Below are 22,528 nucleotides of genomic sequence, written 5' to 3' on the forward strand. Positions count from 1 at the left end.
TCTTCGATTAGGCGATGAAGGCCGCAGCCTTCATCGTAAACGGCGTTCTTAGTTTGTACGACGACGCGTTAACGCCACGCCAGCACCAACGAGTGCACCCACAATACCCCACATGATCATCAGGAATGCGCGGCGCGGACTGTCGCGTTTTACAGGTTCTTCAGGCGTTCTCAAATAACGATAGGTCTGAAAACGCGGGTCCAGGGAGGGACCGACATTAAGCGTGTTAAGCATCGCGCGGTTTTGATCGTAGTCGAGATCAAAATCAGGCCCAACGGCCTGCAGGTTTTCCAGACGGGCCTGCAGCATTGGGCGACCAAGAAGGAACATTTCAGAATCAGGCAATTCATCAGCCGGAACATCCGTCTCAGTGCGGGAAATGTTGTGCTGTTCCGCAATTTTCAGCGCCTGCTGAATGTTATGCACGCGGCGCGCAAAAATGGCGTTTGCCACCTCTTCCTGACGTTTGACCTGCGCCTTCATTTGGATAGTGCGGGCTGCCCAGGCGCCTTTAAGCTCTTCATTCAGATGGCTTGCGGCACGCTGGCTGGCAAACGCGACGTACTGGCGCAACAGGTTGTTTGCATCCGGCGCGGTTTCGGCAATCAGCTTGACGCTGTCGTTGACGTTACGCAGCACGTCGCCCGGCATGAACTGAATATTGTTAATCAGATCGTCCAGCAGCGCGGCATCGGCTTTGGTGTTATCAACCCGACGCTGCTTGAAGTAATCTGTCTGGGACCAGAAATCGCGGCGCGTATCCCACGAGGCCAGCTGCATCACAAACTCTTTGTAGGCCTCATCCATAACGGAAGCCTGGTCCGGGGTGGCAAGGCTGGCTTTAATATCCAGGTTTCGCAGGAACTGCTGCTGGGAGTAGTACCCCCCGAGCATGTTAACCGTGGGTCTGTCCGTGATTGCCGTGGCGCTCCACTCCTGTTTTGCAAAGAACGTGTAGGCTAGCGCTAACAGTGCAAACCCCAGCGCGATCCCCACAATCCAAAGTTTGCCTGCCCATAACACGCGAAACAAACCCCGAATGTCCAGTTCATTCTCTGTTACCACTGATTTCGCTCCCGCCAACGGTTGAGTCATCATAGTCCCGGTTTTACTTAGTTAATGTTGTGTTTTTGCTACTGTTACGTCGCATCCTGCGCTTAATACGTTTAATGAATCGCGCCACCTTCCATGCGCGCTTAATGCAGTAGCCGTAGAGAGAAAATGCTAGCAAGAACAATACCAACATGGCCCACTCAGGCACAAAGTGCGTATATTCCGCCGTCACGCCAATCCCCGCTAGAATAGCAGCCGCCAGCGTAATAAGCACAAATGCCTGCCGGGAAGTGAATCCGGCTCGCATGATCAAATGATGAATGTGCTGACGGTCAGCAGAGAATGGACTCATTCCTTTACGCAGGCGGCGATACATAATCGCAACCATATCCATTAAGGGGATGGCAATAATCCATAGCGCCGTTACCGGGCTGATGGGATGCACATCGCCCTGAGTGGTTTCCAACAAGATCCAAATGACAGTAAAGCCGATAAGCGTGCTACCCGCATCGCCCATGAAGACTTTATAGCGTCGGCCCAATGTGCCGAGATTTAACAGGATATAAGGCAGGATGGCAGCAATCATGGCGAAACACCACATAGCAAGGCTATATTGCCCATCGAACCATAAAATGAAACCAATGGCGGCAAATGAGACGCAGGACAGGCCACCAAGCAAACCATCAATACCGTCAACCATGTTGAACGCGTTAATAGCCACCCACACGGCAAAAAGTGTCAGGAAATAGCCGAATGGGCCGAGTTCCATCTCCCAGGCCCCGAAAATATAGCCCAGGCTACTCAGGTGCAACTTAGCAAACACCATCATTGCAATAGCGACAGCTGCCTGAACGAAAGCGCGGATTTTGACGCTGATGTCGTATCTATCGTCCAGCGCACCAATCACAACAAGAACTGTTGAGCATATGAGATAAAGCCTGGCATGCGGAATATAGTAATCTGTAATAGCAAAAGTGAAGCAGATCCCCGCAAAAACAGAGATGCCACCGACCAGAGGGATCATGCCTTGATGACGTTTACGGAAGTTGGGTTTATCCACTAAGCCCAGATATTTTGCAACCTTACGTGCCAGAAACAAAAAGCAGGTGGTAAACAAGAAAATACTGGTTAGTTCAGTAAACGTATCAAGTAGGTTCACAATGGATGTTCTCAACAAATGTTAGTCAAGGAAGTATAACCATCAAGGGGCCGCGCCTGAAGTTATAAAGCAAACCTCTTACAATTCCATTTGTTTATTATTCAAGCTATTAATGTTTTTACTGTGCGAATTATCTTATTGTCGCACTGACCGGTCAAAATTGGGAGTAGGCGACACTAGCGTATAGTCCATAAAAGAAAAACGCCACGTAAAAACGTGGCGTTCGCTGGCTTTATTTACGTTACGAGCGCTTCATCATGTCGAAGAAATCGTCGTTGGTTTTGGTCATCGCCAGTTTGTTAATGAGGAACTCCATCGCGTCAATTTCACCCATTGGATGGATGATTTTGCGCAGGATCCACATTTTCTGCAGCTCTTCCTGGGTGGTGAGCAGCTCTTCCTTACGGGTACCGGAACGGTTGTAATCGATAGCCGGGAAGACGCGTTTTTCAGCGATTTTACGAGAGAGGTGCAGTTCCATGTTACCTGTACCTTTAAACTCTTCGTAGATAACCTCGTCCATTTTGGAGCCGGTATCGATCAGCGCCGTTGCGATGATGGTCAGGCTACCGCCCTCTTCCACGTTACGTGCCGCACCGAAGAAGCGTTTTGGACGGTGCAGGGCGTTAGCGTCCACACCACCGGTCAACACTTTACCGGAAGCTGGCACCACGGTGTTGTAGGCACGCGCCAGACGGGTGATGGAGTCAAGCAGGATGATCACGTCTTTCTTGTGCTCAACCAGGCGTTTCGCCTTCTCGATAACCATTTCCGCAACCTGAACGTGGCGAGATGCTGGCTCGTCGAAGGTAGAAGCAACCACTTCACCTTTAACCAGACGCTGCATCTCGGTCACTTCTTCCGGACGTTCGTCAATCAGCAGCACCATCAGCACGCAGTCTGGGTGGTTGTAGGCAATGCTCTGCGCGATGTTCTGCAGCAGCATGGTTTTACCCGCTTTTGGCGGGGCCACAATCAGACCACGCTGGCCGCGACCGATTGGCGATGCCAGATCCAGGACGCGCGCGGTTAAGTCTTCGGTAGAACCGTTACCACGCTCCATGCGCAGGCGAGAGTTCGCGTGCAGAGGCGTTAAGTTCTCAAAGAGGATCTTGTTACGCGAGTTTTCTGGTTTATCGAAGTTAACTTCATTGACTTTCAACAGCGCAAAGTAGCGTTCACCCTCTTTAGGAGGACGAATCTTACCTGAAATGGTGTCACCAGTGCGGAGGTTGAAACGGCGGATTTGGCTGGGGGATACGTAGATGTCGTCAGGGCCGGCGAGGTAGGAGCTGTCTGCAGAGCGGAGGAAACCAAATCCGTCTTGCAATATCTCCAGCACACCGTCGCCAAAGATATCTTCGCCACTCTTAGCGTGCTGCTTCAGGATGGCGAAAATGATGTCCTGCTTGCGCATACGAGCCTGGTTTTCCAGTCCCATATTTTCGCCGAGAGTGATCAGCTCAGAAACCGGCGTATTCTTTAATTCGGTAAGATTCATAATGGTGTGGGTTCTTAAACTCGGAGTGATTCTCGAACTTAATGTTGTGAATGGTATGGCAGGGTCATCCATGCCTGTTTAGCGGCCATCACCTCATGTCTGTTCGCTGTCTGGTCACAGGGAAAGAACGCAGAACTGAAACGACAAGACGGATTGAGTGACAAGCCCGGAATTTAGCCACTTCACGCATTGTTCATGTCAACAAAGGGAAGTATCGGGTAAAACAAGATTCAAACAATAGATATGTTTAAAACGAAGTCATAGCTAACTTAGCACGACTTCAGCCGGGCGTCCAGAGTTCCACATCATTTAGCCGGGGGCTCTGGACGCACAGCGGAGAAACCTTACGCCAGGTTAGCGTCCAGGAACTCTTTCAGCTGACCTTTGGACAGCGCGCCCACTTTGGTCGCCGCCACTTCGCCGTTTTTGAACAGCAGAAGGGTCGGGATGCCACGGATACCGTATTTCGGTGCGGTGCCCGGGTTCTGGTCGATGTTCAGCTTGGCAACCGTCAGTTTGCCCTGATATTCGTCAGCGATCTCATCCAGAATCGGGGCGATCATTTTGCAAGGACCACACCATTCAGCCCAGAAATCGACGAGGATCAGCCCGTCAGCCTTAAGTACGTCCGTGTCAAAACTGTCGTCAGTCAGGTGAATAATTTTATCGCTCATATATAACTCCACAGGAATAAGCCTGGTACGTTGGTTTTGTCTCCACCAACGACGTGTTGATGTCGCATTAACCAACTAAAGGTTGACTTTATTTCACCGGATACGCTTTCGTAAAGCAATAGTAAGCTGATATTCTACCACACTATGAGCAAAACACATTTAACAGAACAGAAGTTTTCCGACTTCGCCCTGCACCCAAAAGTGATCGAAGCCCTTGAAACAAAAGGGTTTCATAACTGCACGCCCATTCAGGCTCTCGCCCTGCCGCTGACGCTGGCCGGTCGCGATGTTGCAGGGCAGGCGCAAACCGGTACCGGCAAAACGATGGCGTTTTTAACGTCAACGTTCCATTATTTACTTTCTCACCCAGCGATTGCAGACCGCAAAGTTAACCAGCCGCGCGCGCTAATTATGGCCCCGACGCGAGAACTGGCGGTACAGATCCATGCAGACGCTGAACCCCTGGCACAGGCTACTGGTCTGAAGCTTGGCCTGGCCTATGGCGGCGACGGCTACGATAAGCAGCTGAAAGTGCTGGAAAGCGGCGTGGATATCCTGATTGGGACCACCGGCCGTCTTATCGACTACGCCAAACAGAACCATATCAACCTCGGCGCCATCCAGGTTGTGGTGCTTGATGAAGCTGATCGCATGTACGATCTGGGCTTCATTAAAGATATCCGCTGGCTGTTCCGCCGCATGCCGCCGGCAAATCAGCGCCTGAACATGCTGTTCTCTGCCACCCTTTCTTATCGCGTACGCGAGCTGGCGTTCGAGCAGATGAACAACGCCGAGTATGTGGAAGTGGAGCCGGAGCAGAAAACGGGCCACCGCATTAAAGAAGAGCTCTTCTATCCTTCCAATGAAGAGAAAATGCGTCTGCTGCAAACGTTGATTGAAGAAGAGTGGCCCGATCGCGCCATTATCTTCGCGAACACTAAACACCGCTGTGAAGACATCTGGGGCCATCTGGCTGCCGACGGTCACCGTGTTGGCCTGTTGACCGGCGACGTGGCGCAGAAAAAACGCCTTCGTATCCTCGACGAGTTCACCCGTGGCGATCTTGATATTCTGGTCGCAACCGATGTGGCGGCACGTGGTTTACACATTCCGGCCGTGACGCACGTCTTTAACTACGATCTGCCAGACGACTGCGAAGACTACGTACACCGTATCGGTCGTACCGGTCGTGCGGGCGCAAGCGGTCACTCGATTAGCCTTGCGTGTGAAGAGTATGCGCTGAATCTTCCAGCCATTGAGACCTACATCGGTCACTCTATTCCGCAGAGTAAATACAATCCGGAAGCGCTGTTAAGCGAACTGCCGCCGCCTAAGCGTCTTTCCCGCCCGCGCTCCGGCAATGGTCCGCGTCGTTCAGGCGGCGCACCGCGTAATCGTCGTCGTTCAGGTTAATACTTTATGCTCAGCTCCACCTCGCTCTATGCGGCAATTGATCTCGGTTCGAATAGTTTTCATATGCTGGTTGTGCGTGAGGTGGCGGGAAGCATACAAACGCTGACGCGCATTAAGCGCAAGGTCCGCCTCGCGGCGGGCCTGAGCAGCGATAATCACCTCTCGCCTGAAGCCATGGAACGTGGCTGGCAATGCCTGCGGCTCTTTGCTGAGCGTCTGCAGGATATCCCGCATGCTCAAATCACCGTCGTCGCCACAGCGACGCTCAGACTGGCGGTTAACGCCGTAGATTTTATTGCCAAAGCGCAGGAAATTCTGGGGTGTCCGGTTCAGGTTATCAGCGGTGAAGAAGAAGCACGCCTGATCTACCAGGGCGTTGCCCACACCACCGGGGGTGACGATCGCCGTCTGGTGGTGGATATCGGCGGTGCCAGTACCGAACTGGTAACCGGCACCGGCGCGCAGGCGACGTCGCTGTTCAGCCTGTCGATGGGCTGCGTGACCTGGCTTGAACGTTACTTTACTGACCGGAATCTGGGTAAAGAGAACTTCGACGAGGCGGAAAACGCCGCGCGCGCAGTGCTACGCCCGGTAATGGACGAACTGCGCTATCACGGCTGGAAAGTCTGCGTCGGGGCTTCGGGTACCGTGCAGGCCCTGCAGGAAATCATGATGGCGCAGGGCATGGACGAGCGGATCACGCTTGCCAAACTTCAGCAGCTTAAACAGCGTGCCATTCAGTGCGGACGTCTGGAAGAGCTGGAAATTGAAGGCCTGACGCTGGAACGTGCCCTGGTTTTCCCAAGCGGGCTGGCCATTCTGATCGCCATATTCACCGAACTTAATATCCAGTGTATGACCCTGGCCGGCGGCGCGCTGCGCGAAGGTCTGGTCTACGGGATGCTGCATCTGTCGGTGGATCAGGACATCCGCAACCGTACGCTGCGCAACGTCCAGCGTCGTTTTCTGGTTGATATCGATCAGGCTGGCCGCGTATCACAGCTGGCATCACGCTTTGCCGACCAGGTCGCTAACGCCTGGGATCTTGATCATCTGAGCCGCGATTTATTGCTGAGCGCCTGTGCGCTGCACGAGGTGGGGCTCAGTATAGATTTTAAGCAGGCACCTGCTCACGCAGCGTATCTGGTGCGCAACCTGGATTTGCCGGGCTACACGCCCGCACAGAAAAAGCTGCTGGCAACGCTGCTGCTGAACCAGACCAACGCCGTCGATCTCTCCTCTTTGCATCAGCAAAATGCCGTACCGCCGCGCGTGGCCGAGCATCTGTGTCGCCTGCTGCGTCTGGCAATTCTGTTTGCCAGCCGCCGCCGCGATGATTTGTTACCCGCCATTAATCTGCTAGCCGATGATGAGAAGCTGACACTGACGCTGCCGGAAAACTGGATTGAGAATCACCCGCTTGGGGCAGAGATGATCGAACAGGAGTGCCAGTGGCAGAGCTATGTGCACTGGGTGCTTGAGGTGAAGTAATACGCTGAACACTGCCGGGTGGCGGCTTCGCCTTACCCGGCCTACTCATCATTATCCCTTCTCTTTGGCTTTTGCCAGCATGGCGCGAATGTTCGCCACGTTAGCCTGTCCTTTGTGCATCCGCTCTTCCGCGGTAATCACTTTGCGCTCCTGTTCCCAGATCAGATCGTCCTGCGGCAGTTCCAGCAGGAAACGGCTGGGTTCCGGGCGCACGAGTTCACCGTACTGACGGCGCTCTTTACAGAGCGTGAACGTCAGCTCCTTTTGCGCGCGGGTGATCCCCACGTAGGCCAGACGGCGCTCCTCGTCGACATTATCTTCATCAATGCTGCTCTGGTGCGGCAATAAACCTTCTTCCATACCGACCAGATACACATACGGGAACTCCAGCCCTTTTGACGCATGCAGCGTCATCAGCTGAACCTGGTCGGCCTCTTCTTCGCTCTCGCCGCGCTCCATCATGTCGCGCAGGGTAAAGCGGGTGACCACCTGCGTTAACGTCATCGGCTCATCTATCTCAGAGCCTTCCAGCATTTCGGTCATCCAGCTAAAAAGCTGGTTAACGTTTTTCATACGCATTTCTGCCGCTTTCGGGCTGGCAGAGGTTTCGTACAGCCAGGATTCGTAGTCAATGCCGTGGATCAGATCGCGTACCGCCGCCACGGGCTCGCGCTCAGCCAGGCGCTGCACTTCACCCAGCCAGTGGGTGAAGCGGGTTAAATTATCATACCCGCGCCCCGTCAGCGTCTGGCTCAGACCCATATCAAAGCTGGCGGTAAACAGGCTCTTATTGCGGGTCATCGCCCATTCGCCCAGCTTTTGCAGCGTCGCCGGACCAATCTCGCGCTTTGGTGTATTCACGATGCGCAGAAACGCGCTGTCGTCATCCGGGTTAGTGAGCACGCGCAGATAGGCCAGCAGATCTTTAATCTCTGGCCGCGAGAAGAACGAAGTGCCGCCGGAAATTTTGTACGGAATGCGGTTCTGCATCAGCATCTTTTCAAAGACGCGCGACTGGTGATTGCCGCGATAGAGGATCGCGTAATCCTTGTATTCGGTTTTATTGACGAAGTGGTGGGCGATCAGTTCGCCCGTCACGCGCTCCGCCTCATGCTCTTCATTATTGGCGCTGAGCACCTTCAGCTCCGTACCGTAGCCAAGTTCGGAGAAGAGACGCTTTTCAAAAACGTGCGGGTTATTGGCAATCAGGATGTTTGCCGCCTTCAGGATGCGCCCGGAGGAACGGTAGTTCTGCTCCAGCTTAATCACCTGCAGAGCGGGGAAATCTTTGCTCAGAAGCACCAGGTTTTGCGGGCGTGCGCCGCGCCAGGAGTAAATTGACTGGTCATCATCGCCAACCACGGTGAAGCGCGCGCGCTGCCCCACCAGCAGCTTCACCAGCTCGTACTGGCTGGTGTTGGTGTCCTGATATTCATCCACCAGCAGGTAGCGGATTTTATTCTGCCAGCGCTCGCGCACCTCTTCATTTCGCTGTAAAAGCAGCGTCGGCAAGAGGATCAGATCGTCGAAGTCCAGCACGTTGCACGCTTTCATGTGCGCGTCGTACAGACCATAGCAGTGGGCAAAGATCCGATCCCGTTCGCCTTTGGCGATCGCCGCAGCCTGGGCTGGGGTCATCAGATCGTTTTTCCAGTTCGAGATCGTTGAGATCAGCTGCTGCAACAGCACCTTATCATCCTCGATCAGCCCCTCGGTGAGCTCTTTGAGCAACGCCACCTGGTCGGTGTCATCGAACAGCGAAAAGTTGGATTTCATCCCCAACGCGGCGTATTCACGTTTAATGATATCCAGCCCCAGCGTGTGGAAGGTAGAGATCATCAGCCCGCGCGCCTCTTTGCGCCCCAGCGTCTGGCCAACACGCTCTTTCATCTCGCGCGCCGCTTTGTTGGTAAAGGTAACCGCCGCAATGTGGCGTGCCTGATAGCCGCAGCCGCGGATCAGGTGCGCAATCTTATTGGTGATGACGCGCGTTTTACCGGATCCTGCGCCCGCCAGCACCAGACACGGTCCGGTTACAAATTCGACGGCTTGTTGTTGTCCGGGATTTAAACGCATAAATGATCGCTCAATGAAAGTCAGGAGGGGAGAATAACAGCGTGGTAGTATAGCGAGCCTAATCCATACCACTCAAGGCACGATCATGGCAAAAACAGCAGCAGCACTGCATATTCTTGTTAAAGAAGAGAAACTGGCTCTGGATCTTCTGGAGCAGATTAAAAACGGCGCCGACTTCGGCAAGCTGGCGAAGAAGCACTCTATTTGCCCGTCCGGCAAGCGTGGCGGCGATTTAGGCGAATTCCGTCAGGGCCAGATGGTTCCGGCGTTCGATAAAGTGGTCTTCTCCTGCCCGGTGCTGGAGCCAACCGGTCCACTGCATACCCAGTTCGGTTATCACATTATTAAGGTGCTGTATCGCAAATAAAAAAGCCGGGTGGCGGCTGCGCCTTACCCGGCCTGCATCTTACGTTTTTGTAGGTCGGGTAAGCGAAGCGCCACCCGACAAGGTTGTTAACCTGCTACAGCAATACGTTTCATATCGGTCATGTAGCCACGCAGTTTGTGGCCCACTTTCTCGATCTGGTGGCTGCGAATCGCTTCGTTTACGTCGCGCAGCTGCGCGTTATCCACGGCACCTTCCGCAATCGCTTTGCCCAGATCGCCCGTCTGCAGGGTGGTCATGAACTCTTTCAGCAGCGGTACGCAGGCGTAAGAGAACAGATAGTTACCGTATTCTGCGGTATCAGAGATAACCACGTTCATTTCGTACAGACGCTTACGGGCGATGGTGTTCGCGATCAGCGGCAGCTCGTGCAGAGATTCGTAGTACGCAGACTCTTCGATGATGCCGGAATCCACCATGGTTTCGAACGCCAGCTCAACGCCTGCTTTCACCATCGCAATCATCAGTACGCCTTTATCGAAGTACTCCTGCTCGCCGATTTTACCTTCATACTGCGGCGCGGTTTCGAACGCGGTCTTACCGGTCTCTTCACGCCAGGTCAGCAGTTTCTTGTCGTCGTTGGCCCAGTCCGCCATCATGCCGGAAGAGAATTCGCCGGAGATGATGTCGTCCATATGTTTCTGGAACAGCGGCGCCATAATGGTTTTCAGCTGTTCAGACAACGCGAAAGCACGCAGTTTTGCCGGGTTGGACAGACGGTCCATCATCAGCGTAATACCGCCCTGCTTCAGCGCTTCGGTGATGGTTTCCCAGCCGAACTGAATCAGTTTTTCTGCGTATGCCGGGTCGGTACCTTCTTCCACCAGCTTGTCGAAGCAGAGCAGAGAACCGGCCTGCAGCATGCCGCACAGAATGGTCTGCTCGCCCATCAGGTCAGATTTCACTTCGGCAACGAAGGACGATTCCAGTACGCCAGCGCGGTGACCGCCGGTCGCCGCAGCCCAGGCTTTGGCAATCGCCATGCCTTCGCCTTTCGGATCGTTTTCCGGGTGAACTGCGATCAGCGTCGGCACGCCGAAGCCACGCTTGTACTCTTCACGAACTTCGGTACCCGGGCACTTCGGTGCCACCATCACCACGGTGATGTCTTTACGGATCTGCTCGCCCACTTCAACGATGTTGAAGCCGTGGGAGTAACCCAGCGCTGCGCCGTCTTTCATCAGCGGCTGAACGGAACGCACCACGTCAGAGTGCTGCTTGTCCGGGGTCAGGTTAACCACCAGATCCGCCTGCGGGATCAGCTCTTCGTAGGTACCCACTTTGAAGCCGTTTTCGGTCGCTTTACGCCAGGAAGCGCGCTTCTCGGCAATCGCTTCTTTGCGCAGGGCGTAGGAGATATCCAGACCGGAGTCACGCATGTTCAGGCCCTGGTTCAGACCCTGTGCGCCACAGCCGACGATGACCACTTTTTTACCCTGAAGGTAGCTTGCGCCATCGGCAAATTCGTCGCGCGCCATGAAGCGGCATTTGCCCAGCTGCGCCAGCTGCTGGCGCAAGTTCAGTGTATTAAAGTAGTTAGCCATGGGTGATACCTCGTGATGTTGTGTGTCTTATTGTTCGGTTCGCGTTTCAGCGAGAATGTACCCACATTACAACAGGAAATTTATTGCGGAAATTGATATATTCACAACGTCATGTTGCAATTTTTGCAATGTAAAAAGAGGGAGTGGAATCGGTGGATTTACGCGATCTGAAAATGTTTCTTCACCTGGCGGAAAGCCGTCATTTTGGCCGCAGCGCGCGGGCGATGCACGTCAGCCCCTCCACGCTGTCGCGCCAGATCCAGCGCCTTGAGGAAGATCTCGGCCAGCCGCTGTTCGTGCGCGATAACCGCACCGTCACCCTCACGGAAGCGGGCGAAGAGCTGCGCATTTTTGCTCAGCAGACGCTGTTACAGTACCAGCAGCTGCGGCACTCGATCGATCAGCAGGGGCCATCACTCTCCGGCGAGCTGCATATTTTTTGCTCCGTGACCGCCGCCTACAGCCATCTGCCCCCCATCCTTGACCGCTTCCGCGCGGCGCATCCGTCGGTTGAAATTAAGCTCACCACAGGCGACGCCGCCGACGCGATGGAAAAAGTGGTGACGGGCGAAGCGGATCTCGCCATCGCCGGAAAACCCGAAACCCTGCCGGGCGCGGTGGCGTTCTCAATGCTGGAGAATCTGGCGGTGGTGCTGATTGCCCCGGCGCTGCCCTGCCCGGTGCGTAATCAGGTATCGGTAGAAAAACCGGACTGGTCGACGGTGCCGTTTATCATGGCCGATCAGGGGCCGGTGCGCCGCCGCATCGAGCTGTGGTTCCGCCGTCAGAAAATCAGCAATCCGTCGATTTACGCCACCGTTAGCGGCCATGAGGCGATGGTGTCGATGGTGGCGCTCGGCTGCGGCGTGGCGCTGCTGCCGGAAGTGGTGCTGGAAAACAGCCCGGAACCGGTGCGCAATCGCGTGATGATTCTGGAGCGCAGCGACGAGAAGACGCCTTTTGAGCTTGGCGTGTGCGCACAAAAAAAGCGGCTGCATGAGCCGCTTATTGATGCGTTCTGGACGATATTGCCGAACCACTAGCCAGCCAGAAAGAACCTGAACGCCGGGTTATGGGTTTCGTCATGACATTCATAGCCCAGTTCGTTCAGGCGCGTTTCGAAATCCGGCTCGTGCTCGCCCAGCTCGAACGCCGCCAGCACGCGGCCGTAGTCGGTGCCGTGGCTACGGTAGTGGAACAGAGAGATGTTCCAGTGCGTGCCGAGCGTGTGCAGGAACTTGAGCAACGCGCCCGGTGATTCCGGAAACTCGAAGCTGAACAGGCGTTCCTGGAGAGGCTTTGAGGGACGACCGCCAACCATGTAACGCACATGCAGCTTAGCCATTTCATCGTCGGACAGATCGACCACGCTGTAGCCGCCTTCATGCAGCAGGCTGAGGATCTCTTTACGCTCCTCCACGCCCCGGCTCAGACGCACGCCGACAAAAATGCAGGCATCTTTCGCATCGGCAAAGCGGTAGTTGAACTCCGTTACCGAACGACCGCCCAGCAGCTGGCAGAACTTGAGGAAGCTGCCCTTCTCTTCCGGGATGGTCACCGCCAGCAGCGCTTCACGCTGTTCGCCCAGCTCGCAGCGCTCGGAAACGTAGCGCAGACCGTGGAAGTTGACGTTGGCGCCGGAAAGCACGTGCGCCAGACGTTCGCCGCGAATGTTGTGCTGCGCGATGTATTTTTTCATGCCCGCCAGCGCCAGCGCGCCGGAGGGTTCCGCCACCGCACGCACGTCCTCGAACAGATCTTTCATCGCCGCGCAGATGGCGTCGCTGTCCACCGTGACGATATCGTCGAGATATTCCCGGCACAGGCGGAACGTTTCGTCGCCAATGCGCTTCACCGCCACGCCCTCGGCAAACAGCCCGACGCGCGGCAGGTCTACCGGATGCCCGGCATCCAGCGCCGCTTTCAGGCAGGCGGAGTCTTCCGCTTCCACGGCAATGACTTTGATCTGCGGCATTAGCTGTTTGATCAGCACCGCCACGCCTGCGGCTAAACCACCACCGCCCACCGGGACGAAGACGCGGTCGAGATGGGCATCCTGCTGCAGCAGCTCAAGCGCCAGCGTGCCCTGCCCGGCAATCACCATCGGATGGTCGAACGGCGGCACCCAGGTGAAGCCCTGCTGCTGCGCCAGCTCAATCGCTTTGGCTTTGGCTTCGTCAAAGTTCGCGCCGTGGAGCAGCACTTCTCCGCCAAAACCGCGCACCGCGTCGACTTTGATGTCTGCGGTAGCGACCGGCATCACGATCAGCGCCTTCAGCCCCAGACGGGCCGAGGAGAAGGCAACGCCCTGGGCGTGGTTGCCCGCCGACGCGGTAATGACGCCGCGCGCTTTCTGCTCATCCGTCAGCCCGGCCATCATCGCGTAAGCACCGCGCAGCTTAAAGCTGTGCACCGGCTGGCGGTCTTCGCGCTTCACCAGAATGACGTTGTCGAGGCGCGAGGAAAGTTTTTCCATTTTTTGCAGGGGCGTGACCTGCACAGCTTCATAGACCGGCGCGCGTAGCACCGCTCTCAGGTATTCCGCCCCCTCAGGGGCGGCGGATAAGGGTTGTGACTCGGCCATCATTAGCCCCCAAGTTTCGATTTATCGCGCACCGCGCCTTTATCTGCACTGGTTGCAAGGCTCGCGTAGGCGCGCAGGGCAAACGAGACGTCGCGCTGGCGGTCTTTCGGCGTCCAGGCTTTATCGCCTCGCGCTTCCTGCGCTTCACGACGGGCCGCGATCTCCTGGTCGCTCAGCTTCAGCTGAATGCCGCGATTCGGAATGTCGATTTCGATCAGGTCGCCATCTTCGATGATGGCAATGTTGCCGCCGCTTGCCGCTTCCGGGGAGACGTGGCCGATGGAGAGACCAGAGGTCCCGCCGGAGAAACGACCGTCGGTGATCAGCGCGCAGGCTTTACCAAGGCCCATCGACTTCAGGAAGGTGGTCGGGTAGAGCATCTCCTGCATGCCCGGGCCGCCTTTCGGCCCTTCGTAGCGAATGACAACCACGTCGCCTTCCACCACTTTGCCGCCAAGGATGGCATCTACCGCCTCGTCCTGGCTTTCGTACACTTTCGCCGGACCGGTGAATTTCAGGATACTGTCGTCCACGCCTGCGGTTTTCACGATGCAGCCGTTTTCCGCAAAGTTACCGTACAGCACCGCCAGACCGCCGTCTTTGCTGTAGGCGTGCTCCAGCGAGCGGATGCAGCCTTCAGCACGGTCGTCATCCAGCGTGTCCCAGCGGCAATCCTGCGAGAACGCCTGGGTGGTGCGAATACCTGCAGGGCCGGCGCGGAACATCTTTTTCACCGCGTCGTCTTTGGTCAGCATCACGTCGTATTGATCCAGCGATTCCGGCAGCGTCAGGCCGAGGACGTTTTTCACGTCGCGGTTCAGCAGCCCGGCGCGATCCAGCTCGCCCAGGATACCGATGACGCCACCCGCGCGGTGCACGTCTTCCATGTGGTACTTCTGGGTACTCGGCGCGACTTTACACAGCTGCGGCACTTTGCGGGAGAGCTTGTCGATGTCGCTCATGGTGAAGTCGATTTCGGCTTCCTGCGCGGCGGCCAGCAGGTGCAGAACGGTGTTAGTGGAGCCGCCCATGGCGATATCCAGCGTCATGGCGTTTTCGAACGCCGCTTTACTGGCGATATTGCGCGGCAGCGCGCTGGCATCGTCCTGCTCGTAGTAGCGTTTGGTCAGCTCAACGATACGTTTACCGGCGTTGAGGAACAGCTGCTTACGGTCGGCGTGGGTCGCCAGCAGCGAGCCGTTGCCCGGCTGGGAAAGGCCCAGCGCTTCGGTCAGGCAGTTCATGGAGTTGGCCGTGAACATGCCGGAACAAGAGCCGCAGGTCGGGCACGCGGAGCGTTCCACCTGATCGCTCTGCTCGTCAGAGACTTTCGGGTCTGCGCCCTGGATCATCGCATCGACCAGGTCGAGCTTGATGATTTTGTCGGAGAGCTTGGTTTTACCCGCCTCCATCGGACCACCGGAGACGAAGATCACCGGAATGTTCAGGCGCAGGGAGGCCATCAGCATCCCCGGGGTGATTTTGTCGCAGTTGGAGATACAGACCATCGCATCGGCGCAGTGGGCGTTGACCATATACTCCACCGAGTCGGCGATCAGCTCGCGCGACGGCAGTGAATAGAGCATTCCCCCGTGGCCCATTGCGATACCGTCATCCACCGCAATGGTGTTGAACTCTTTCGCCACGCCGCCGGAGGCTTCGATTTGCTCGGCAACCAGCTTACCGAGATCGCGCAGATGCACGTGGCCCGGTACAAACTGGGTGAAGGAGTTCACCACGGCGATAATTGGCTTGCCGAAATCGGCGTCGGTCATTCCGGTGGCGCGCCACAATGCGCGGGCACCCGCCATGTTACGGCCGTGGGTGGTGGTGGCTGAACGATACTTAGGCATGCTTTATTGACTCCCGTCTGACTATTTAATGGGACGGTGCGTGCCGTCCCACATTTATATTTAGTGATTAACCTGATCCAACCAGCCGTATTTGTCTTCTGTTTCGCCGGTGAAGAGGCCGAAGAAGGCTTGCTGGATGCGTTTGGTCACCGGACCACAGCGGCCTTCACCCACCTGAATACCGTCGACGCTGCGAACCGGCGTGATTTCAGCCGCGGTACCGGACATGAACACTTCGTCTGCCAGGTAGAGGGATTCGCGGGACAGCACCTGCTCGCGCACTTCGATACCCAGATCTTTCGCCAGCTTGATGATGGCGTCGCGGGTGATGCCCGGCAGCGCGGAAGAGGTGAACGGCGGGGTAAACAGAATGCCGTCTTTTACTTCAAACAGGTTTTCGCCCGCGCCTTCTGAGATGTAGCCGTTCACGTCGAGGGCGATGCCTTCCTGATAGCCGTGGCGGCGCGCTTCGCTGCCGACCAGCAGTGAGGAGAGGTAGTTACCGCCCGCTTTTGCGGCAGTCGGGATGGTGTTTGGCGCCACGCGGTTCCAGGAAGAAACCATTGCGTCGATCCCCTGATCCAGTGCTTCTGCGCCCAGGTAGGCGCCCCACGGGAACGCAGCAATGATCACATCGGTGTTGTAACCGGCCGGCGGGTTCACGCCCATGCCCACATCACCCACGAAGACCAGCGGACGAATATAGGCGCTGGTCAGTTTGTTCTGGCGAATCACTTCGCGGCAGGCTTCCATCAGCTCATCAACGCTTTGAGAGACCGGGAAACGATAAATTTTGGCTGAGTCATGCAGACGCTGCATGTGTTCGCGATGGCGGAACACCACTGGCCCTTTGTGAGAATCGTAGCAACGGATGCCTTCAAACACGGAGGTACCGTAGTGCAGCGCGTGGGACATCACGTGAACTTTCGCGTCTTCCCAGCGAACCATCTCACCATTGAACCAAATGTAATCAGCTTTTTTTGTCGTCATTTTTTCGTCCTGTCACGCTCAAGCGCGGATTTGTTGTGATGTGGTTGTGCTCTGGCAGATGGCAACATGGGCAACGTCTACCAGCTTTGATAACTGACTAAACAGTAAGTCGACCGGCCGCGGGCTGGCAACGGTTAATTCGATACTGATGTTCTGGGCGTCGGTGGCCGTTTCCATATTCATAGAGCAAATCTGAAAGCCACGGTGGCGAACCACACGCAATACGCGTTCTAACGTTTCCGGGTTGAAGCGAGCCTGCACGGCGACCTGATGTTGCATCATGATAATTTCTCCAGCATTTGTGAGTTACTGGCACCGGGCGGTACCAACGGCCAGACGTTCTCAAGCTCGTCGATTGAGACATGAAGCAGGTATGGCCCTTCGCTTGACAGCATGGTGTCGAGTGCCGCTTCAACCTGGTCTTTACGGGTGATGTGCTGGCCAGGAATGCCGAAGGCGCTGGCCAGAGTGAGGAAATCAGGGTTATCGGTCAGGGTTGTCTCGCTGTAACGCTCCTGGAAGAACAGCTGCTGCCACTGGCGAACCATCCCTAAACGCTGGTTATCGAGCAACACGATCTTCAGCGGTAACTGCTTGCGCTTCACGGTGCCGAGCTCCTGAACGTTCATCATGAAGGAGCCGTCACCGGAGATACAGATCACGGTATCGTTCGGGCGGGCCACCTGTGCGCCTACGGCTGCCGGCAGGCCAAAGCCCATCGTGCCTAAGCCGCTGGAGGTGATGAAGTTCTCCGGGCGGGTGTAGGTCATGTGCTGGGCTGACCACATCTGATGCTGGCCCACATCCGTCGTCACCACGCTGTCGGCGGGTTTACGGTCGGACAACTGCTTCAACAGCAGCGGCGCATAGATGGCATCGCCTGGGTGATCGTAACGCCAGGCATGCTCAGCGCGCATGTCTGCGGTGTGCTGACGCCATGCGTTGATATCCAGCGGCTGCTCCAGCGCCGGTAACAGCGCGTTAAGATCGCCCTGCAACGCCACGTGCGCCTGACGCAGTTTGTTCATCTCCGCCGGGTCGATATCCATATGGATCACTTTGGCATTCGGCGCGAAGGTATTCAGCTTGCCGGTGACGCGGTCATCGAAACGGGCGCCTGCGACGATAAGCAAGTCGCACTCCTGCACCGCCAGGTTTGCCGCTTTAGTGCCGTGCATTCCCAGCATGCCGAGGTAGTACGGGTAGTCCGCGTCTACCGCACCCAGACCTTTCAGGGTGCAGGTGGCGGGCATTTGCGTGGTTGCAAGGAACGCGCGAAGCGCCGGAACAGCCTGCGCCATCCCCACCCCGCCGCCGACGTACAGCATCGGCTGCTTCGCCTGCGCCATCATCTGACGCGCTTCTTCAGCATCTGCATGCGGAAACGCATCGTCGCTTTTCACGGTGGAGAAATGCGGCTCCAGATCGCCAAGTGCAACCTGGATATCTTTCGGGATATCTACCAGAACCGGGCCAGGACGGCCAGAACTGGCAACCTCGAACGCTTCGGCCATCACGCGCGGCAGCTCTTCGAGGGACTGAACGAGGAAGCTGTGCTTGGTGCAAGCCAGCGATAAGCCGAGGACGTCTACTTCCTGGAAGGCATCGGTGCCGATGAACGGAGAGGCCACCTGACCGGTAATCGCCACGACAGGAACTGAATCGAGCAGCGCGTCAGCCAGGCCGGTGATCAGGTTCGTTGCACCCGGACCTGAGGTCGCCATGCACACACCGGTTTTACCGGTCGCGCGGGCATAGCCGATGGCGGCCATCGCTGCGCCCTGCTCGTGTCGGCACAAGAGGTGTTCCACGCCGCCGTCATACAGTGCATCGTAAATCGGCATAATTGCGCCACCCGGATAACCGAATACGGTTTCGACTCCCTGCGCGCGCAACGCATGTACTACCCATTGTGCCCCATTCATAGTTAGTTCCCCGTCATAAATCTGGAGAAACAGAATTTTGTGCTAGTCGTCATTCTCTGCTCCTCATTTAAGTTTTTTAGTCATAAAAAAACCCCCGGACCTTTCGGTGCGGGGGTCTTAGTTCGTTAAGGCTTGATTTCTAAGCCTTTCCTCGTCCAAGTGCAGCCCCGCACGGTGGGATAATAATCACCACCACGCTAATCACGACCAGGCTAATCACTCGTAGAAGGGCTGTCATTTTCAGTTCTTTTTGCATCTTGTTCGAAGGAATACCTAAAGAGTTATCACAGTTTTTAAATCAAACACAAGATTTATTTATGAAGGATTTGGTTAGCAAGCGAACCAAATTTCATGAACGCATTGTTTTATATGAGGAAATTTGGAAGTGAATATTTTTCATTTTTTATAGCAGATCTAACCCTTAAAGCGCGCCTTTTTACATTTTGCGAGTATGCTTCCACGGTGATGCAATGGTTTCAATGCTCTCTGAAAATCTCTGAACAGGCGGCGTAAATACGTAAAAAGAGGCTAAACAGAGAAAACAGGCACTGGCATAGTCAGACCAGGAGGTAGTACAAATGTCACTGTCAGTTGTTTATACGCGAGCGGCTCTCGGGGTAAAGGCTCCGCTTATTTCCGTAGAGGTTCATTTGAGTAATGGGCTGCCCGGACTCACGCTTGTCGGGTTACCTGAAACCACGGTTAAAGAGGCCAGGGACCGCGTTCGTAGCGCAATAATAAACAGCGGTTATACCTTCCCCGCAAAGAAGATCACCATCAACCTTGCTCCCGCCGACCTGCCCAAAGAGGGTGGGCGATACGATTTACCTATCGCAATTGCGCTTCTCGCGGCTTCTGAGCAGCTTAATACGACCAGGCTAGGCTCGTATGAGTTCGTGGGTGAACTCGCGCTCACAGGCGCACTGAGAGGCGTTCCCGGTGCGATATCGGGAGCGCTGGAAGCCATACGTGCAGGGCGGCAAATCGTTGTGGCCAATGAAAACGCATCAGAAGTGAGTCTTATTGCAGAAAAGGGATGCCTTATCGCCGGGCATCTTCAGGAAGTGTGCGCCTGGCTGGAAGGCCGCCATGAACTGTCCGAGCCGGAAGAGTGCGACGAGGCTATAGCGGATTCGCCAGAAGACCTCAGCGAGATCATGGGGCAGGAGCAAGGGAAACGGGCGCTGGAGATTACGGCAGCGGGTGGGCACAATCTCCTGCTGATTGGCCCGCCGGGTACGGGTAAAACCATGCTGGCAAGCAGGCTAAGCGGATTGCTCCCGCCGCTTAATAACCATGAAGCGCTGGAAAGCGCCGCCATCTATAGCCTGATCGGTTCGACGTCGTTGCACAAACAGTGGCGTCGACGTCCCTTTCGATCCCCGCATCATAGCGCGTCACTGACGGCAATGGTCGGTGGTGGGTCTATTCCGGGGCCGGGTGAGATCTCGCTGGCACACAATGGCATTCTGTTTCTCGATGAGCTGCCTGAGTTTGAGCGCCGTGTGCTGGATGCGCTGAGGGAGCCCATTGAATCCGGTGAAATACATATTTCACGCACGCGAGCCAAAATAAGCTATCCCGCCCGTTTTCAGCTCGTGGCGGCGATGAACCCCAGTCCGACGGGGCATTATCAGGGCAACCATAACCGCTGTACGCCAGAGCAGACGCTGCGCTATCTGGGAAAGCTGTCTGGCCCGTTTCTCGACCGTTTCGATTTATCACTGGAAATCCCCCTTCCGCCGCCGGGCCTGCTCAGGCAGACGGATAAACTGGGTGAAAGCTCCGCGCATGTTCGCGAGCGGGTTATCGCGGCACAGGCGAGACAGTATGCCCGTCAAAACAGGCTGAATGCACGACTGGATAATGCAGGGATCCGACAGTTTTGTTCTCTTAACGTTGAAGATGCGGCTTGGCTGGAGGAGACGTTGACGCGCTTTGGGCTTTCCATACGTGCGTGGCAGCGCTTGTTAAAAGTAGCCAGAACCATTGCGGACGTGGAGGGCTGTACTGATATTGCGAGGAAACACTTGCAGGAAGCGCTGAGCTATCGGGCGATCGATCGTTTGCTTTTGCATCTGCAAAAGTTACTGGCATAAAAAAAGGGGCCGTAGCCCCTTTTTTTATTAGTCGTCAGACTCGGTGTAGTCTTCTGCACCTTCCATCTGCGGTTTACCGCCAGACAGCGTATGGAAACGTTTTGGACGCTTAATGCGAGCCATGTACTTGATCCATACACGTTCTGCTTCAGACTGCGGCTCACGCTCACCACGGCACACTGAGACAAACTGTTTTTCATCTTCAGTTGCAGGCTCACGTTTACCCAGATCCAGCTCGTTAAAGGCATAACCATGACGCTCAAGCAGCTGCGCCTCTTTGATGGTGAAATCGCCGTGACGAGAGAACCCGCGCGGATAATGTTTATTGTCGAAAAAACGATTAGTCGTCGTAAAGCTTTCCGCCATCCTACACGCTCCTAATTCTTTGGCCGAGCTATTTATGGCGCGGAGTATTAGTTACGCTTGACAGAGTGTAAAACAAAACATTTAAATCATAACGACAAATTATTTTGCGGAGAAAGATGTGGATACGGAATTGCTAAAAACTTTCCTTGAAGTGAGCAGAACGCGTCACTTCGGGCGAGCCGCTGAAGCCCTTTACCTGACGCAGTCAGCAGTCAGTTTTCGTATTCGACAGCTGGAAAATCAACTGGGTGTGAATCTTTTTACCCGCCATCGCAACAATATCCGCCTCACGCCTGCCGGTGAAAAACTGCTTCCGTATGCGGAGACATTGATGAATACCTGGCAGGCAGCGCGCAAAGAGGTTGCGCATACGTCGAGGCACAACGAGTTCTCGATAGGGGCCAGCGCATCTCTGTGGGAATGCATGCTCAGTCAGTGGCTTACCCGGCTATATCACTCCCATGGCCATTTACAATTTGAAGCCAGAATTGCGCAACGTCAGTCGCTGGTTAAGCAACTTCATGAGCGTCAGTTGGATCTGCTGATAACTACAGAAGCCCCCAAGATGGACGAATTTAGCAGCCAGATTGTTGGACAGTTCGGTCTGGCTCTTTATGCTTCTGAACCCTCAAAGATGAAAGCAGACCTGACCTATTTGCGGCTGGAGTGGGGACCTGATTTTCAGCAACATGAGACGGGATTGATCGCACCTGATGATGTTCCACAGTTAACAACCAGTTCTGCCGAGATTGCCTGTCAGCAACTCCCCTTGCTGAAGGGTTGCACCTGGTTACCAGTCCGTTGGGCAGATACCAAGCCTGGACTGCATACCGTGGTGGATTCCACTACCCTTTCGCGGCCGCTGTATGCGATTTGGTTGCAAAATAGCGACAAGCAATCGCAAATAAAAGATCTATTAAAAATCAATGTAATGGATTGAGGCTGAGGCCAGCAGGGACGCTGGCTGCATTTAAGAATGCTGAAATTTCACCGGGTTTCAGGCAAAAAAAATCCTTTGCCGAAGCAAAGGATTCTATATGGCAGGGGCGGAGAGACTCGAACTCGCGACACCCGGTTTTGGAGACCGGTGCTCTACCAACTGAGCTACGCCCCTAAAGTTTTTTGCCATTAAGCCTGCCATTACTGGCAGGCTTAACGTCTTAATAAGTGGCGGAACGGACGGGACTCGAACCCGCGACCCCCTGCGTGACAGGCAGGTATTCTAACCGACTGAACTACCGCTCCACCGAAGACTGCTTGTAACCACCGGATTAATGCACCGGCTTACTACTTAATTTGATGCCTGGCAGTTCCCTACTCTCACATGGGGAGACCCCACACTACCATCGGCGCTACGGCGTTTCACTTCTGAGTTCGGCATGGGGTCAGGTGGGACCACCGCGCTAAAGCCGCCA

At 55.5% G+C, this 22,528-nt stretch carries 20 protein-coding genes, 2 tRNA genes and 1 rRNA gene; 6 read left to right on the top strand and 17 right to left on the bottom strand.

All coding sequences use genetic code 11. The features are described 5' to 3' along the window. Positions 1 to 48: 48 nt before the first annotated feature. The 4 genes from wzzE to trxA all read right to left on the bottom strand — a co-directional run bounded on the left by wzzE (position 49) and on the right by trxA (position 4,387). Positions 49 to 1,095: an ECA polysaccharide chain length modulation protein gene (gene wzzE, locus ACMWL8_RS21570; RefSeq protein WP_028014813.1), complete on the bottom strand. Its 1,047-nt coding sequence runs from the start codon at positions 1,093 to 1,095 to the stop codon at positions 49 to 51. Positions 1,096 to 1,108: 13 nt separating this feature from the next. Continuing rightward, positions 1,109 to 2,212 (bottom strand): UDP-N-acetylglucosamine--undecaprenyl-phosphate N-acetylglucosaminephosphotransferase, encoded by a 1,104-nt coding sequence (gene wecA, locus ACMWL8_RS21575; RefSeq protein WP_045261002.1) that lies wholly within the window; start codon positions 2,210 to 2,212, stop codon positions 1,109 to 1,111. A 241-nt stretch (positions 2,213 to 2,453) separates the two neighbouring features. Next, positions 2,454 to 3,713 (bottom strand): transcription termination factor Rho, encoded by a 1,260-nt coding sequence (gene rho, locus ACMWL8_RS21580; RefSeq protein WP_008501566.1) that lies wholly within the window; start codon positions 3,711 to 3,713, stop codon positions 2,454 to 2,456. A gap of 344 nt (positions 3,714 to 4,057) precedes the next feature. Then, positions 4,058 to 4,387: a thioredoxin TrxA gene (gene trxA / locus ACMWL8_RS21585; RefSeq protein ID WP_006179218.1), complete on the bottom strand. Its 330-nt coding sequence runs from the start codon at positions 4,385 to 4,387 to the stop codon at positions 4,058 to 4,060. 144 nt (positions 4,388 to 4,531) lie between these two features. On the opposite strand from trxA, the gene rhlB reads away from it, so the two are divergent. Continuing rightward, on the top strand, positions 4,532 to 5,800 hold the full coding sequence (rhlB, locus tag ACMWL8_RS21590; protein WP_028014815.1) for an ATP-dependent RNA helicase RhlB: 1,269 nt from the start codon (positions 4,532 to 4,534) through the stop codon (positions 5,798 to 5,800). Between the two features lie 6 nt (positions 5,801 to 5,806). After that, positions 5,807 to 7,291, top strand: coding sequence for a guanosine-5'-triphosphate,3'-diphosphate diphosphatase (gene gppA / locus ACMWL8_RS21595; RefSeq protein WP_045261003.1), 1,485 nt, complete (start codon positions 5,807 to 5,809; stop codon positions 7,289 to 7,291). 51 nt (positions 7,292 to 7,342) lie between these two features. Here the strand turns inward: gppA and rep are convergent, their stop codons facing one another. Further along, a complete protein-coding gene (rep, locus tag ACMWL8_RS21600; protein WP_028014817.1) occupies positions 7,343 to 9,367 on the bottom strand; it encodes a DNA helicase Rep in 2,025 nt (674 codons plus the stop codon). An 85-nt stretch (positions 9,368 to 9,452) separates the two neighbouring features. Between rep and ppiC the strand changes: the two genes are divergently transcribed. After that, complete coding sequence (gene ppiC / locus ACMWL8_RS21605; protein ID WP_004886861.1) at positions 9,453 to 9,734, top strand: peptidylprolyl isomerase PpiC; 282 nt, start codon at positions 9,453 to 9,455, stop codon at positions 9,732 to 9,734. An 86-nt stretch (positions 9,735 to 9,820) separates the two neighbouring features. Here ppiC and ilvC read toward each other — a convergent pair whose 3' ends face one another. Next, positions 9,821 to 11,296 (bottom strand): ketol-acid reductoisomerase, encoded by a 1,476-nt coding sequence (gene ilvC, locus ACMWL8_RS21610; protein ID WP_045261004.1) that lies wholly within the window; start codon positions 11,294 to 11,296, stop codon positions 9,821 to 9,823. A gap of 152 nt (positions 11,297 to 11,448) precedes the next feature. Between ilvC and ilvY the strand changes: the two genes are divergently transcribed. Further along, positions 11,449 to 12,339, top strand: coding sequence for an HTH-type transcriptional activator IlvY (ilvY, locus tag ACMWL8_RS21615; RefSeq protein WP_008501572.1), 891 nt, complete (start codon positions 11,449 to 11,451; stop codon positions 12,337 to 12,339). Here the strand turns inward: ilvY and ilvA are convergent. The 7 genes from ilvA to ilvL form a co-directional block, all read right to left on the bottom strand. Then, positions 12,336 to 13,880 (bottom strand): threonine ammonia-lyase, biosynthetic, encoded by a 1,545-nt coding sequence (gene ilvA / locus ACMWL8_RS21620; RefSeq protein WP_028014819.1) that lies wholly within the window; start codon positions 13,878 to 13,880, stop codon positions 12,336 to 12,338. The genes ilvY and ilvA overlap by 4 nt on opposite strands. A gap of 2 nt (positions 13,881 to 13,882) precedes the next feature. Beyond that, on the bottom strand, positions 13,883 to 15,733 hold the full coding sequence (gene ilvD / locus ACMWL8_RS21625; protein WP_045261005.1) for a dihydroxy-acid dehydratase: 1,851 nt from the start codon (positions 15,731 to 15,733) through the stop codon (positions 13,883 to 13,885). 60 nt (positions 15,734 to 15,793) lie between these two features. Beyond that, a complete protein-coding gene (ilvE, locus tag ACMWL8_RS21630) occupies positions 15,794 to 16,723 on the bottom strand; it encodes a branched-chain-amino-acid transaminase (RefSeq protein WP_003860182.1) in 930 nt (309 codons plus the stop codon). A gap of 18 nt (positions 16,724 to 16,741) precedes the next feature. Beyond that, complete coding sequence (gene ilvM, locus ACMWL8_RS21635; protein WP_003860184.1) at positions 16,742 to 17,005, bottom strand: acetolactate synthase 2 small subunit; 264 nt, start codon at positions 17,003 to 17,005, stop codon at positions 16,742 to 16,744. Further along, entirely contained in the window at positions 17,002 to 18,648 is a 1,647-nt protein-coding gene (ilvG, locus tag ACMWL8_RS21640) for an acetolactate synthase 2 catalytic subunit (protein ID WP_045261006.1), read from the bottom strand. Before ilvG ends, ilvM begins: the two co-directional genes overlap by 4 nt. Before the next feature lie 2 nt (positions 18,649 to 18,650). Then, positions 18,651 to 18,701, bottom strand: a complete 51-nt coding sequence (gene ilvX / locus ACMWL8_RS21645) for a peptide IlvX (protein WP_166792073.1) — start codon at positions 18,699 to 18,701, stop codon at positions 18,651 to 18,653. 86 nt (positions 18,702 to 18,787) lie between these two features. Continuing rightward, the gene (ilvL, locus tag ACMWL8_RS21650) at positions 18,788 to 18,886 is read right to left on the bottom strand and encodes an ilv operon leader peptide (protein WP_001311244.1); all 99 of its coding nucleotides are present in this window, start codon (positions 18,884 to 18,886) and stop codon (positions 18,788 to 18,790) included. Positions 18,887 to 19,226: 340 nt separating this feature from the next. Between ilvL and ACMWL8_RS21655 the strand changes: the two genes are divergently transcribed. Further along, the gene (locus tag ACMWL8_RS21655) at positions 19,227 to 20,747 is read left to right on the top strand and encodes a YifB family Mg chelatase-like AAA ATPase (protein WP_045261007.1); all 1,521 of its coding nucleotides are present in this window, start codon (positions 19,227 to 19,229) and stop codon (positions 20,745 to 20,747) included. 27 nt (positions 20,748 to 20,774) lie between these two features. Here the strand turns inward: ACMWL8_RS21655 and ACMWL8_RS21660 are convergent, their stop codons facing one another. Next, entirely contained in the window at positions 20,775 to 21,113 is a 339-nt protein-coding gene (locus ACMWL8_RS21660; RefSeq protein ID WP_008501577.1) for a DUF413 domain-containing protein, read from the bottom strand. A 118-nt stretch (positions 21,114 to 21,231) separates the two neighbouring features. Here ACMWL8_RS21660 and hdfR point away from each other — a divergent pair, with 118 nt between their 5' ends. Further along, positions 21,232 to 22,053 (top strand): HTH-type transcriptional regulator HdfR, encoded by an 822-nt coding sequence (gene hdfR, locus ACMWL8_RS21665; RefSeq protein ID WP_028014823.1) that lies wholly within the window; start codon positions 21,232 to 21,234, stop codon positions 22,051 to 22,053. Positions 22,054 to 22,151: 98 nt separating this feature from the next. Here the strand turns inward: hdfR and ACMWL8_RS21670 are convergent. The 3 genes from ACMWL8_RS21670 to rrf all read right to left on the bottom strand — a co-directional run. After that, positions 22,152 to 22,227: transfer RNA gene (locus tag ACMWL8_RS21670), tRNA-Trp, on the bottom strand. A 54-nt stretch (positions 22,228 to 22,281) separates the two neighbouring features. Beyond that, a tRNA-Asp gene (locus tag ACMWL8_RS21675) sits at positions 22,282 to 22,358 on the bottom strand. 56 nt (positions 22,359 to 22,414) lie between these two features. Then, a 5S ribosomal RNA gene (gene rrf / locus ACMWL8_RS21680) occupies positions 22,415 to 22,528 on the bottom strand; the annotation flags it as partial.

Origin of the sequence: Enterobacter sp. 04-C-12-SI-ECC (genome assembly GCF_047530715.1) — a bacterium.
In the GTDB taxonomy this organism is placed as follows: domain Bacteria; phylum Pseudomonadota; class Gammaproteobacteria; order Enterobacterales; family Enterobacteriaceae; genus Enterobacter; species Enterobacter bugandensis.